Raw genomic sequence first — 12436 nt, forward strand, 5'->3', positions numbered from 1 at the left:
GCTGCCCGAAAGGACGCTGACGCAGCGGAGCCGGGCACCTAGCCTGGCGGCAGTACATCGGGGAGGGGACAGTAATGACGCAGACTGTGGGGGAACTGCGCGCGGCCGTGAGCGGAGCCGTGTTCGCACCGGAAGACGACGGCTACGACACTGCGCGCCGGCTGTGGAACGCAGAACACGTCCGGGAGCCGGCGGTGATCGCCCAGGTTCATTCGGCCGAGGACGTGCAGGCAGCCGTCCGGTACGCCGTGGCTGAGGGGCTGGAGATCGCCGTACGCGGCGGTGGCCACAGCATCGCCGGGCTGTCGTCGGTGGACGGCGGACTCATGATCGAGCTGAGCCGACTCAACCAGGTCACGGTCGATCCCGAGGCCCGGCGTGCTCGCGTCGGCGGCGGTGCGCTGCTGCGGGATCTCGACGCCGCCACGCAGGAGCACGGCCTCGCCGTACCTGCCGGGCTGATCGGCCACACCGGCGTCGGCGGGCTGACGCTCGGCGGCGGCATGGGTTGGCTGACCCGGATGCACGGGCTCACCATCGACAACCTGGAGTCGGTCCAGCTGGTCACTGCGGACGGCAGCATCGTGCGTGCCGCGGAGGACGAGAACGCCGACCTGTTCTGGGCCGTACGCGGTGGCGGCGGCAACTTCGGTGTGGTCACCGAGTTCGAGTTCCGGCTGCACCAGGTTGGGCCGATCGTGAACTTCGGCCTGGCGTTCTGGGGGCAGGACCAGGGTGCGGAGCTGCTCAGGGCGGCCCGCGAGGTGATTCCGACGCTGCCGCGTGAGGTCAACGTGGTGATCGCGGCCTTGAACGCGCCGCCGGCGCCGTTCGTCCCGGAGGAGCACCGCTTCAGGCCAGGTTTCGCCCTGGTGGTGGTCGGGTTCGGTTCGCCCGAGCAGCACGCCGAGGCGGTGGCCCGGCTGCAGGAGACGCTGCCGCCGCTGTTCCAGGTGGTCACGCCGATGCCGTACGTCGCCGTACAGCAGCTGCTCGACGAGGCGAACGGCCCGGGCATGTACCACTACGAGAAGGGCGCATACCTCGAGACGCTGTCCGACGAGGCGATCGACGTGTACACCTCACAGCAGGTGCACAAGACGTCGCCGATGTCGGCCGCGATGATCTACCACCTCGACGAGGGCTATCTCGAGACCGACGACGACGCCACCTCGTTCGGCGGGCAACGGAGCGAGCGCTACGCGATGTTCGTCATCGCGACCACTCCGGTCCCCGAGGCCCTGGGGGCCGAGCGCGCCTGGGTGCGGACCCTCTGGGACGCCATCCAGCCGTATGCGATCAACATCGGCAGCTACGTGAACGGTATGGCCGAGCCCGACGCGGCGCGGATCCGGGCGTCGTACGGCGACAAGTACGAACGGCTGGTGGAGCTGAAGCGGAAGTACGACCCGGACAACGTGTTCCACCGGAACCAGAACATCAACCCAGCGGCAATTGGTAGCTGATGAACTTCTGGTGAGTGACGAAGCCGAGGCCCTCGTACAGACCGAGGGCTCCGGTCGGGTTGTCGGCGTCGACGCCGAGCGCGGCCCGCTGGTAACCGGCCTCTGCGGCCTTGGCGAGAACCTTCGCCAGGGCCGCACGGGCCAGACCGCGCCCGCGGTACGCACGCCGGGTGCCGACCTGGCCGATGTAGAGCTCCCGGACCCCTGTCGCCTCGGTGTCGGCGTCCCACTCGTAGCCGTTGACGTACGCCGCGATGGTGTCGCCGTCCAGCACGTAGTACGACTGCTGACCGCGGAACGCGCGTGATCCGACGTTCCGGGCGCGCCAGCCCTCAGTGGTAGGCGGCGACCAGCCCCAGTGGTCGGAGAAGGCCTCGAAGTGGGCCAGTCGCAACGCTTCCTCGTACGACGTGTCGTACGACCTGAGCTTGAGCCCGTCGGCGACCGGCGCGTCCGGGACCGGCAGGTCGAGCGGCCGGCGCATGTCGAAGAAGTAGCGCTCCTCCTCGAAGCCGAGGGTGCGCAGCAAGGCGTCCGCGCCGGCGTTGGTGCTGTTCGCGCCGACTCCGACCAGACCGGGTGCCTCTGGGTGCTTGGCTGTGTGGAGTTCGCCGGCGCGCTGGATCAGCCAGCGCATCAGCGTCGTGCCGAGGCCCTGCCGGCGCCACTCCGGATGGATGGCGCCCTCGGTGTTGACCCGGTCCACGTCCACCACGGCGGACTTCACGTGCGTGATGCCGTAGCCGATCATCCGGTCGCCGGACCACAGGCCGATGGTGTCCCGGGCCAGGTCGAGGTGCGGGTGCTCCAGCTGCTCGGCCAGGTCCTCGGCGCTGTAGTTCTCGCCGTCCTGGTCGACCTCCTCCTTGGCGGCCACCAGCTCGGCCCACGCTTCCACGTCACCCTTGTCGATCGGGCGCGCCTCGATCCCCTCCGGCCAACTCATGGCACGAAGGTACGGCGTCCGGTCCGTCGAGGCACGTCAATTAGCTCAGTTGCTCGGCGAGTAGCTCAGTTGCTCGGCGAGCCATCGCACCGCCATCGGATAGCGGTACTCGATCCCGCCGTGGGTGCCCTCGAACAGCTCGAAGTGCATCCGTCCGTCCGGCAGACCGACCTGCTGGGCGGCCCGGTGGAACGCGGTCGCGCTCAGGTCGAGGTAGTACTCGTCCTGCTTGCCCGCGTCGATCCACACTGCACGCAGCGAACGCAGCGCGTCGGCGTACTGCGGCTCTTTGACCATCTCGACCGGGTCCCGCGACAGCCAGCGCGCCCAGACCTCCGGGACGATCGAGCCCAGGTCGTCGAACGGCAGCAGTACGGTGCCGTCGGGCTCAGCGGAGTACGCCGACGCGTAGCCGTACATCTCCAGCAGGTGCAGGTCCTCGTTCGTCGTACGGCCGGTCCGGGTCGCGAGCACCTCGAAGTACTTCTCGTAGCTGCCGTCGTACTTGTCCCGCAGCGTCCGCGCACGCTCTGGGAACTCAGGCCGGTAGCAGACGTCGAAGAGCGCGTCACCGGCGTGGGTAGCCAGCGCCCCGAATACGTCCGGCCGCAGCATCGGCATCACCATCGCCGTGTACCCACCACTCGACTTGCCGGTGACAGCGCGGTGGTCGCGGTCGGGGATGGTCCGGTACGTCGCGTCGATCCACGGCACGATCTCGTCGCACAGGTACGACTGGTACTGCCCTGTGCCCGGCGAGTCCAGGCACTGGCTGCCGCCGTACTTCGTCCAGGAGTCGACGAACACTACTACTGCGCGCGGCGCGCTCTCGTCCGAGAACATCGCGTCCAGCAGCTCCGGGTACGGCTGGCGGAACGGAGTCCGGTTGAACCACATCCCGACGTGGCCGGTGTACCCCATCGTCACGTAGATGGACGGGTAGCGGTCCTCTGACTCGTCGTACCCCGGCGGCAGGTAGACCAGCACCGGACGCTCGTGCGGATCGCCGAGCGGGTTCCCGCGCAGCAGTTCGCTCGTGAACGTCAGTTGGTCCAGGCGTCCGTTGAGTTCAGCCGACCACGGCAGCATCCGTACCTCCAGTGAGTCACATCGCGTCAGGGGCCTCGATACCGAGTAGGCCGAGTCCATCCTGCAACACGGTGCGGGTTGCGGTGCAGAGGGCGATCCGGCTTGCTCTGGTCGTGCCTTCGCTGCCGAGAACCGGGCACTGCTCGTAGAAGGTGGAGAGGGCGGACGCTACGTCGTACAGATAGGTGCACAGTCTGTGCGGCTGGAGCGTCTCGGCGACCTGTGCGACGGTGGCGGCGAAGCCGGTCAGGAGGAGGGCAAGCCGCTGCTCGGCGGGGTCCTTGAGTTCAGCGACCTCGGTTGACGCCTCGGCCTTGGACAGGAGTCTGGTGAGCCGGGCGTGCGCGTACTGGAGGTACGGTCCGGTGTTCCCGGTCATCGCGACCATCCGGTCCAGGTCGAACACGTAGTCGTTGCCCCGGTCGCTCGACAGGTCGGCGTACTTGACCGCACCGATCCCGACTGCCCGTGCGGTCGCTGTCCGGTCGACGCCGTCCCTGCCTTCCAGTAGCGAGTCGGCGCGGGCGACTGCGCTGTCGAGCAGTTCAACCAGCTTGACCGTGCCGCCGGCTCTTGTTTTGAAGGGCTTGCCGTTCGGTCCGAGGACGGTGCCGAATTCCACGTGCTCGGCCGGCACGGCCTCCGGCAGCCAGCCGGCCGTCCGGGCAAGCGTGAAGATCATGTCGAAGTGCAGCGCCTGCCGGTGGTCCACGACGTACACGATCCGGTCGGCGTGCAGGGTGGTGATCCGGTGTCTGATCGCGGCCAGGTCTGTTGCGCTGTAGCCGAATCCACCGTCGGACTTCCGGACGATGACGGGGAGCGGACTGCCGTCGCGGCCGAGGAATCCGGGGAGGAACGCGCACATTGCGCCGTCCGATTCCGTCAGGAGGCCTTGGTGGTTGAGCTCGGCGACGATCTGTGGGAGGTCGTCGTTGTAGGCGCTTTCGCCGACTACGTCTTGTCTTGCGAGGTTCGAGCCGAGCAGGGCGTAGACCTTCTCGAAGTCGTCGAGGGAGACGTCGACCATGTGTTGCCAGCTGGCCAGCGTCTCCGGATCGCCGGACTGCAGTTCGACGACCCGCAGTCTGGCCTTGTCGGCGAAGGTGCCGTCAGCATCGAAATGTTTCCGGCTCCGCTCGTAAAGATGCTGCAATCCCTCCAGATCAAGGGATTCCGCGGTCCCGTCCTCCTCGAGCAGCTGCTCGATCATCATCCCGTACTGCGTTCCCCAGTCGCCGACGTGGTTCTGCCGGATCACGTCGTATCCGACGTACGTCAGGACGTTGCACAGTGCGTCGCCGATCACCGTCGACCGAAGATGACCGACGTGCATCTGCTTCGCGACATTCGGCTGCGAGTAGTCGACGACGACCCGTTGGCCTTTCCTGGTAAAGGATTCCGGCTCGTTGACGGCCTTGGCCAGGGTCGACGGCAGCAACGTCAGGTTGATAAAACCGGGACCGGCGATCGAAGGCTTCTCACAGAGGTCGTCGACCTGCAGGTTCTCGATAAGGCGCGCGGCAACCTCCCGCGGAGACTGCTTGAGTGCATTACCGATCCGCAAGGCCAGATTGCTCTGGTAATGGCCGAACTCGGGCTTGGTCGCCGCCCGCAACTCCGGGTCGTACGGCGTACCGAAGGCGGCCTCGGCGGCAGCGGACAGTCTGGTGGCAAGGACAGGCAGAACTGCGGACATAACAGGGTCCTTCGAAGAGACGCGACTGGAACAGGCTGGGGTGTTCAGACAGTGCGTCGTCGTCGCAGGCTGAAGCTCACGCGCGCGGCGTGGATGGGCTTCAGGCTGATCGACATGTCAGCCATTATGCACGAAGTACGCCGACGGTGCCGGTGACCGGTCGGCCAACGGCACGATCGCCGGTACGTCGGTCTCGCCGAGGAACACCCGGCGTACGACGCGCTCCGCGGCTTGCCCGTCGTCGAACTCGCAGAACTTCTCGCGGTACAGGTGCCGGTGTTTCGCCGCCTCCGGCGTGGCGAACGTGCCGTTCCGCAACGCGGCGAACAGCTCGTCGGACGATCGAGCCACCGTGCCGGGCGGAAAGTCGGCGACGTCGAAGTACGTCCCACGCCGGCCGTTGTAGAAGCCCTGGTCCTCGACGTGCAGCATGATCGGCCGGTCGAGGTTCGCGTAGTCGAAGGTGATCGACGAGTAGTCCGAGATCAGTACGTCGGCCGCCAGCATCAGGTCCTCGACCCGCGGGTGCCGGGACACGTCGATCACCTTGCCGTCATGCAACTCCGGTGCCTTGGACAACGAATAGTGCGTCCGGACCATCACCCGGCCATGGTCGCCGGCGGCGTTCGCCAGCTGGTCCAGGTCGAGCTGGAGACCGCTGCCGCCGAGATCCATCAGCCCGGTCGGCAGACGGACGGAGTCGACCCCGTCGCGGAACGTCGGCGCGTACAGGATCACCAGGTGCGAGTCGTCGTACCCGAGGCTCGTCCGGATCGCCCGGACGTCGTCGAGGGTCGCGGTGAGCAGCCGGTCGTTGCGGGGGTAGCCGTACTCGAGCTCCTCGAAGTACGCCGGATAGGTGCGCTCCCAGATCTCCGAGGAGTACCGGTTCGAGGAGAGGTTGTAGTCCCAGCGGTCGACCTGGCGCATCAGCTCCTCGAGGTCGAGGCCCTTCCCGGCCTGGGGGAAGTTGCGCAGGTCGGTGCCCATCGTCTTCAGCGGCGTACCGTGCTGGGTCTGCAGGTGGATCTGGCCCTCGCGCTTCTCGAGCTCCTTCGGCCAGTTCATGTTGCTGACGAAGTACGTCGCCTTGCTGAGCAGCTTCTCGTACGCCGGGGAGTTCGCGACGACGTACTCGATGCCCTCCGGGATCGCGCTCAGGTGATCGTTGTCGACCACCCAGACCCCGCGGATGTGCGGCGCCAGTTCGGCCGCCTTCTCGTAGATCGCCCGCGGGTTGCAGGCGTACTGCTTGAACCAGTACGCCGTGTACGCGGCCAGGTTCGGGTCGAGCTTGCCGCGGCGCAGCATTTGGCCGACCCGCTTGCGCGGGCTGTGCACGTGCAGCATCCGCGCGCTGAGCTTGAGCGTCGAGTAGGTCGCGTAGTCGTCGTGGATCAGCAGCCAGCGTTTGAACCCGCGCGCCGTCCGGTCCGTGGTGTAGCCCTCGGGCTTCCAGCGTTTGGCGAACGCGTGCGCCGCGTGGAAGAACTCGGCCCGGTCGTCGGTGTCGATCCGCTCCGGCTTCGCGAGTACGGCGACGATGTGGTCCAGCGAGCGGTCGAACACGAACCTGCGCCAGCCGGCCAGCTCCGGGTCGGACTGGATGAATGCGTGCACCCGGTCGTACTGGTCGAAGATGTCCCACTGCCGGCGTCCGCTGGTGGCGTGGATGTTGCCGCCGGTCCGGTGCTGCCGGTAGTGCACGACGACCCGGTCCAGGGTGGCGATCCGCTCGGCAGTCAGCATCGTCGAGTACGTCCAGGGCACGTCCTCGTAGAAGCCGGAGGTGAACGCGAAGCTGTGCCGGCTGAGGAACTCCCGCCGGTACGCCTTGTTCCAGACCACCTCGAGGAAGGTCAGGAAGATCGGCCGCTCGGCCGCCGTGAACACCCCGGCGCCCTCCCGCGCGAACGCCTCCTGGCGCTGGCTGGCGACCACCCGGCCGTCCCAGAAGATCCGCTCATAGCCGAACAGCACGATGTCCGGCTGGTTCGTGTTGTCGATCCGGGCGGCGATCGCCTCCAGCGAACCCGGCGTGTAGCTGTCGTCGGCGTCCAGGAACAGCACGTACTCGCCGCGGCACTCCTTCAGCCCGGCGTTCCGGGTCAGCCCGAGCCCGATGTTCTCGTCCAGGTGCATCGCCCGGACCCGTGGGTCGGCCGCGGCGTACTCGTCCAGGATCCTGCCGGAGCCGTCCGGGTCCGCGTCGTCGACCCCGATCACCTCGAAATCGGTGAACGACTGGCTCAGCACAGAGTCCAAGCAGGGCCGCAACCATGCCCGCGAGGCATGGCAGGGGACCACGATGCTAAACCTGGGGACGGTGCCGAGCGCCATACGAAGTCATCCTAGGGTGCAGGCATGAGTGTTGACGTGTTCGAGCCGTTGGCCGGGTTGGAGGGGGTCGGGTCGGCGGCGGCTGCGGCCCGGGATGCGGTCGACGTGCTGCTCCGGGACCGGGGGCTGCGCCGGGTCGGTTCGGACATGACCGCCGAGGCCCTGCTACGCGGCGCCCACGCCTCCGCCGCTCTGGCCGGCAGTACGTCGACGCCGGACGAGGTACGCCGGGGCGCAGCCGACGGACTGGCCTCCGGCGCGGTCCGGCTGACCGGCGAACTGATGGCGCTCGCGCCGCAGCTGGACAAGGCGCCGGTGCAGGTCTGGACCAGACTGCACCAGTTGGCCGCGGCCGATCTGAGCGATGAGGACCAGTTGGGTCATCTTCGGACCAGTCGGGAGCCGGTGCCCGACGACATCCCGGGGCTGCCGCCGGCGCCGGGCGCGGACGAGATGTGGGAGCGGTTGAGCGCTCTCGCGCAGAACCTGACCCGCCCGACCAAGGCGCCCGGCCTGGTCGTGGCCGCGATCGTGCACGCCGAGATCGCCGTCCTCCGTCCGTTCCCGAGCGCGAACGGGCTGGTTGCCCGGGCCGCCGAACACTGCTTATTGGTTGCCAGAGGCATCGACCCGGTCGCGGTCACGGTACCCGAAGGTGGTCACTATGTGTTGCAGGCTTCGTATGCGAGCGGGCTGACCGACTACGCAGTGCAAGGATTGACCGGTGTCCGTGATTGGTTGCTGCGGTCCTGTGAAGCCGTGACAAAAGGTGCCGAGCTGTCGCCGCTCGTGTCCTGAGCCCACATGCGGACGGCGTCCTCAGATTGAGAACGCCGTCGCTGGCACAACATCCTGGTTACCATGCGTGCACCGGTTTGCCGCCACAGGTCTGGCCTGGGTCGAGCTGCCCGTTTGGGATGGGCTGGTCGCCGCGTGGGTGCCTGGTTGCCGTGCAATCTCTACCGGACCCGAAAGTCCTTTGTGGTTCCTTTGTACTCCTGAAACCCCTTTCTGGGAAGGGGATGCGGTGTCTTCATGGAGTTGAGAACAATGAAGCTATCTTCAGCTTTCAAGCACTCCGCGAACGCTTCCGGGAGGCCAGCAACAGTGCCCCGGCGGCAACGGCCGCGACCACGCCGGCCGCTACGGCGGGTCGCCGTACGCCGTGGAAACCCGCGCGTTCGACGGGCTCGGCGAACTCCAGCACCGGCCACCCGCGCTCGACCGCGATGCGGCGCAACGCCTTGTCCGGGTTGACCGCGAACGGGTGCCCGACCGCGGCCAGCAGGGGCTCGTCGGTGATCGAATCCGAGTAACCGTAGGAGGTTCGGAGGTCGTAACCCTCGGCAGCGGCCAGCGCCTCGATCGCGGTCACCTTGTTCGGACCGTACGCATAGTCGGCGATCTCGCCGGTGTACTTGCCGTCAGCAACTACCATCCGGGTGGCGATCACCTTGTCGGCGCCGAGCATCGCGCCGATCGGTTCGACCACCTCGGCGCCGGACGACGACACGATCACCACGTCCCGGCCGGCCGCGTGGTGCTCCGCGATCAGCTCGACCGCCTCGGTGTGGATCATCGGCCGGACGATGTGGTCCAGGGTGTCGGCGACGATCGCCTTGACCGTCGCGACGTCCCAGCCGGTGCACATCGCCGAGATGTACTCGCGCATCCGCTCCATCTGGTCGTGGTCCGCGCCGCCGAGCAGGTAGACGAACTGGGCGTACGCGCTCCGCAGCACGGTCCGGCGGTTGATCAGCCCGCCGGCGTAGAACGGCCGGGAGAACGCGAGCGTGCTGGAGCGGGCCAGAATGGTCTTGTCCAGATCGAAGAAAGCCGCCGATCGAGCCATCCCGGGGTGCGCCATGGGACCGAGCATAGGCAGCTCGGAGAAACGCCGAGGGACCCGGGCTTTTGCCTGGGCCGGTATCCCGTTAGACTGATGAGCAGTGTGACAGTGACACTGGCCGGAAGCGCCCGTTCGGGTGCTGCCAGCGCCCGGGCAACAGACGATCAGTCGAAATTGAACTGAGATGTGTGAGGCCCGGTCTTGGGGGGTACATACCCCCTGACAGTGGCAGACTGTCGCCTCCTGAACGGCCCCCGGCTCCTCCCCCCGAGCCCGTGGCCGAAGACGGCCCCCGGTCACCCCCCCCGCCGGGGGCCGTCGCCTTTCTCCGTTCAGCCAAGTAAGCGTAAAGATTCTCGCTTTTCTGGGCGTGAGAGCGTTCCCACTTTATGCAGGGTCTTGACAATGTAATTGCCTGGTCACAGGTTGTAGAACATGAAACCGCCTGCGTACCGCCCCCAGGCAGCGGTCATCATCAGCCTGCTCGCCGTACTCATGGCCTTCCTGGCCCCCGGTTCCGCCTCCGCGGCTACCAATCTCGTCACGAACGCCGGCTTCGAGTCCGGCACGCTGTCGGGCTGGTCGTGTCCGGCCGGCGGCGTCACGACGACCGCCCCGCACTCCGGCTCGTACGCCCTCCAGGCGACCCCGAGCGGGAGCGACATCGCCAAGTGCTCGCAGTCGATAGCGGTACAGCCCAATACGGCGTACACGCTGTCGGCGTGGGTCAAGGGATCGAATGTCTACCTCGGCGTGGACGGTGGTCCCAGTACGTGGACAACTTCGTCCGGCTGGAGCCAGTTGACCGTCCCGTTCACCACGAGCGCCTCGGCGACCTCGGTGACGATCTACGTTCACAGCTGGTACGCGCTCCCGGCGTACCAGGCCGACGACGTCGTACTGGATGGTCCCGGTGGTACGCAGGACACCACGGCGCCGTCGACGCCAGGTGGTCTGACGGTCGGCAGCCCGACCTCGAGCTCGCTGAAGCTCAACTGGTCTGCTGCCTCCGACGCGAACGGGACCGACCACTACGACGTGGTCCGCGGGACCGGAGCAGCCCAGAGCGTCGGAAACGTCACCAGCTGGACCGCTACTGGTCTGACCGCTTCGACGACCTACTCGTTCAAGGTGCGCGCGTGTGACCCGAGTGGCAACTGCTCGCCGTACGGCGCAACCGTGTCGGGCACGACGTCGGACGGTGGCACCAACCCGCCCGTCGACAACCTGCCGGCCCACGTGCTCACCGGGTACTGGCAGAACTTCAACAACGGCGCGACGGTGCAGAAGATCTCTGACGTGCCGGCGGCGTACGACCTGATCGCAGTGGCCTTCGCTGACGCCGACTCGTCCCGGCCGGGTGCCATCACCTTCAACCTGGACAGTGCTGGGCTCGGTGGTTATACGGTCGCGCAGTTCAAGGCCGACATCGCGGCGAAGCAGGCAGCCGGTAAGAAGGTCATCCTGTCCGTCGGCGGCCAGAACGGCACCATCTCGGTTGCTGATCCCACAGCGGCGTCCAACTTCGCATCCAGTGCTCTGTCGGTGCTACGCACCTATGGGTTCGACGGGATCGACATCGACCTGGAGAACGGGGTCAACGCGCAGTACATGGGTCAGGCGCTGCGTAGCCTGCAGAGCCAGTTCGGCAGCGGACTGGTGATCACGATGGCGCCGCAGACGATCGACATGCAGAGCACGTCGTTCGAGTACTTCAAGCTGGCGCTGGCGATCAAGGACATCCTGACCATCGTCAACGTGCAGTACTACAACTCCGGCTCGATGAACGGCTGCGACGGACAGGTCTACTCGCAGGGCTCGGTCGACTTCATCACTGCCCAGGCCTGCATCATGCTGCAGGGCGGACTGCGTCCCGACCAGGTCGGACTCGGTCTGCCGGCGTCGTCGCGGGCGGCGGGTAGCGGGTACGTGTCGCCGACCGTCGTCAACAACGCTCTGGACTGCCTGACCAAGGGCACCGGCTGCGGCAACTACCGGCCGAGCTCCCCGTGGCCCTCGCTGCGTGGAGCGATGACCTGGTCGACCAACTGGGACGCGGCGAACGGCAACCAGTTCGCGAACCAGGTCGGCAGCCACGTGCACTCGCTGCCCTGATATGCACAGCTATCGACCGGCTCCGGTGCTTGAGGCGCTCGGTGTCTGCTCGGAGGACGAGCAGCTCTACCGGGCGCTTCTGGCCCGACCGGAGTCCACAGCCACTGACCTGACCACGTTCGTCGACTGGCCCGCCAACCGGGTCGGCCGGCATCTACGGTCCCTGCTGTCGCTCGGCCTGGCGTCCCGTACGCCGGGCCGTCCGGCCCGCTACGTACCTGCAGTACCGGATGCTGCGGTCGAGCTGCTCGCGCTGAGGAAGCAGGCCGCGATCGTCGAGGCCCGGCTCGGCGCTTCGGTGCTGACCGCCGAGTTCCGGCAGCCGGATGCGTTCACGGTCATCCGGGGCGCCGAGGCGCTCGCGCAGCGGTTCTACCAAGCGCAGCAGTGTGCGCAGGACGAAGTACTCGTGCTGGATCGCATGCCGTACGCCGTGGAGCCCCGTCGGGCGCATGGTGTGAGGTACCGAACGATCTACGACATGGCGTCGTTGTCGGAGCCGGGCGATCTGATTGCGGCCCGATCGTCGGGTTCCTGCCGGATGCTGCGCGACGTACCGCTCAAACTGATCGTCATCGACCGTCGGACTGCTCTGCTCCCGACGTCATCCGATGTGGTCGTTGAGCTGGGTCCTTCCAGCCTGCTGGACGCACTGCTTCGTCTCTTCGACCTCTTGTGGCAGCAGGCGAGTCCATTGACGCCGGCGGTCTCCGAAGGGCCGCTGACGTCTGACGACCAGCAGCTCCTGTCGCTGGCTGCGGCCGGCCTGACAGACCAAGCCATAGCCCGCCGACTGGGAGTCGCTCAACGAACCGTAGAACGCCGAATGCAGCGCATTCTCAAGGCGCTGGACGCCACCACTCGCTTCCAGGCCGGCCTCCGCGCCGGGCAACGCGGTCTGCTCGTCTAGGCCCTGTCTGGTGGCGCTGCAC

General features: G+C 67.1%; 9 protein-coding genes. 4 read left to right on the forward strand and 5 right to left on the reverse strand.

From position 1 onward, the window contains the following. Nucleotides 1–74: 74 nt before the first annotated feature. Nucleotides 75–1466 (forward strand): FAD-binding oxidoreductase, encoded by a 1392-nt coding sequence (locus tag EV645_RS22630; RefSeq protein WP_130445955.1) that lies wholly within the window; start codon nucleotides 75–77, stop codon nucleotides 1464–1466. Here the strand turns inward: EV645_RS22630 and EV645_RS22635 are convergent. The 4 genes from EV645_RS22635 to EV645_RS22650 all read right to left on the reverse strand — a co-directional run bounded on the left by EV645_RS22635 (nucleotide 1441) and on the right by EV645_RS22650 (nucleotide 7540). Continuing rightward, complete coding sequence (locus EV645_RS22635) at nucleotides 1441–2412, reverse strand: GNAT family N-acetyltransferase (protein ID WP_130445956.1); 972 nt, start codon at nucleotides 2410–2412, stop codon at nucleotides 1441–1443. The genes EV645_RS22630 and EV645_RS22635 overlap by 26 nt on opposite strands. 45 nt (nucleotides 2413–2457) lie before the next feature. After that, nucleotides 2458–3501: an alpha/beta hydrolase gene (locus EV645_RS22640; RefSeq protein ID WP_130445957.1), complete on the reverse strand. Its 1044-nt coding sequence runs from the start codon at nucleotides 3499–3501 to the stop codon at nucleotides 2458–2460. A gap of 16 nt (nucleotides 3502–3517) precedes the next feature. Then, nucleotides 3518–5188 (reverse strand): arginine--tRNA ligase, encoded by a 1671-nt coding sequence (gene argS, locus EV645_RS22645; protein WP_130446521.1) that lies wholly within the window; start codon nucleotides 5186–5188, stop codon nucleotides 3518–3520. A 129-nt stretch (nucleotides 5189–5317) separates the two neighbouring features. Then, nucleotides 5318–7540, reverse strand: a complete 2223-nt coding sequence (locus EV645_RS22650; protein ID WP_130445958.1) for a bifunctional glycosyltransferase/CDP-glycerol:glycerophosphate glycerophosphotransferase — start codon at nucleotides 7538–7540, stop codon at nucleotides 5318–5320. A gap of 24 nt (nucleotides 7541–7564) precedes the next feature. Between EV645_RS22650 and EV645_RS22655 the strand changes: the two genes are divergently transcribed. Further along, entirely contained in the window at nucleotides 7565–8338 is a 774-nt protein-coding gene (locus EV645_RS22655; protein WP_130445959.1) for a Fic family protein, read from the forward strand. A 271-nt stretch (nucleotides 8339–8609) separates the two neighbouring features. Here EV645_RS22655 and EV645_RS22660 read toward each other — a convergent pair whose 3' ends face one another. Continuing rightward, nucleotides 8610–9419, reverse strand: coding sequence for an HAD family hydrolase (locus EV645_RS22660; protein WP_130445960.1), 810 nt, complete (start codon nucleotides 9417–9419; stop codon nucleotides 8610–8612). A gap of 405 nt (nucleotides 9420–9824) precedes the next feature. On the opposite strand from EV645_RS22660, the gene EV645_RS22665 reads away from it, so the two are divergent. Both EV645_RS22665 and EV645_RS22670 read left to right on the forward strand, forming a co-directional pair. Beyond that, complete coding sequence (locus tag EV645_RS22665) at nucleotides 9825–11504, forward strand: chitinase (RefSeq protein WP_130445961.1); 1680 nt, start codon at nucleotides 9825–9827, stop codon at nucleotides 11502–11504. A 1-nt stretch (nucleotide 11505) separates the two neighbouring features. Further along, nucleotides 11506–12414 carry a helix-turn-helix transcriptional regulator gene (locus tag EV645_RS22670; RefSeq protein ID WP_130445962.1) on the forward strand — a complete coding sequence of 303 codons (909 nt, stop codon included), beginning with the start codon at nucleotides 11506–11508 and terminating at the stop codon, nucleotides 12412–12414. The last annotated feature ends 22 nt before the right edge of the window (nucleotides 12415–12436 follow it).

The sequence above is a fragment of the Kribbella rubisoli genome (assembly GCF_004217145.1).
Taxonomy (GTDB): domain Bacteria; phylum Actinomycetota; class Actinomycetes; order Propionibacteriales; family Kribbellaceae; genus Kribbella; species Kribbella rubisoli.

Coding starts and splice junctions, on each gene's coding strand:
- EV645_RS22630 (WP_130445955.1), top strand. CDS start 75: ATGACGCAGACTGTGGGGGAACTGCGCGCGGCCGTGAGCGGAGCCGTG.
- EV645_RS22635 (WP_130445956.1), bottom strand. CDS start 2,412: ATGAGTTGGCCGGAGGGGATCGAGGCGCGCCCGATCGACAAGGGTGAC.
- EV645_RS22640 (WP_130445957.1), bottom strand. CDS start 3,501: ATGCTGCCGTGGTCGGCTGAACTCAACGGACGCCTGGACCAACTGACG.
- EV645_RS22650 (WP_130445958.1), bottom strand. CDS start 7,540: ATGGCGCTCGGCACCGTCCCCAGGTTTAGCATCGTGGTCCCCTGCCAT.
- EV645_RS22655 (WP_130445959.1), top strand. CDS start 7,565: ATGAGTGTTGACGTGTTCGAGCCGTTGGCCGGGTTGGAGGGGGTCGGG.
- EV645_RS22660 (WP_130445960.1), bottom strand. CDS start 9,419: ATGCTCGGTCCCATGGCGCACCCCGGGATGGCTCGATCGGCGGCTTTC.
- EV645_RS22665 (WP_130445961.1), top strand. CDS start 9,825: ATGAAACCGCCTGCGTACCGCCCCCAGGCAGCGGTCATCATCAGCCTG.
- EV645_RS22670 (WP_130445962.1), top strand. CDS start 11,506: ATGCACAGCTATCGACCGGCTCCGGTGCTTGAGGCGCTCGGTGTCTGC.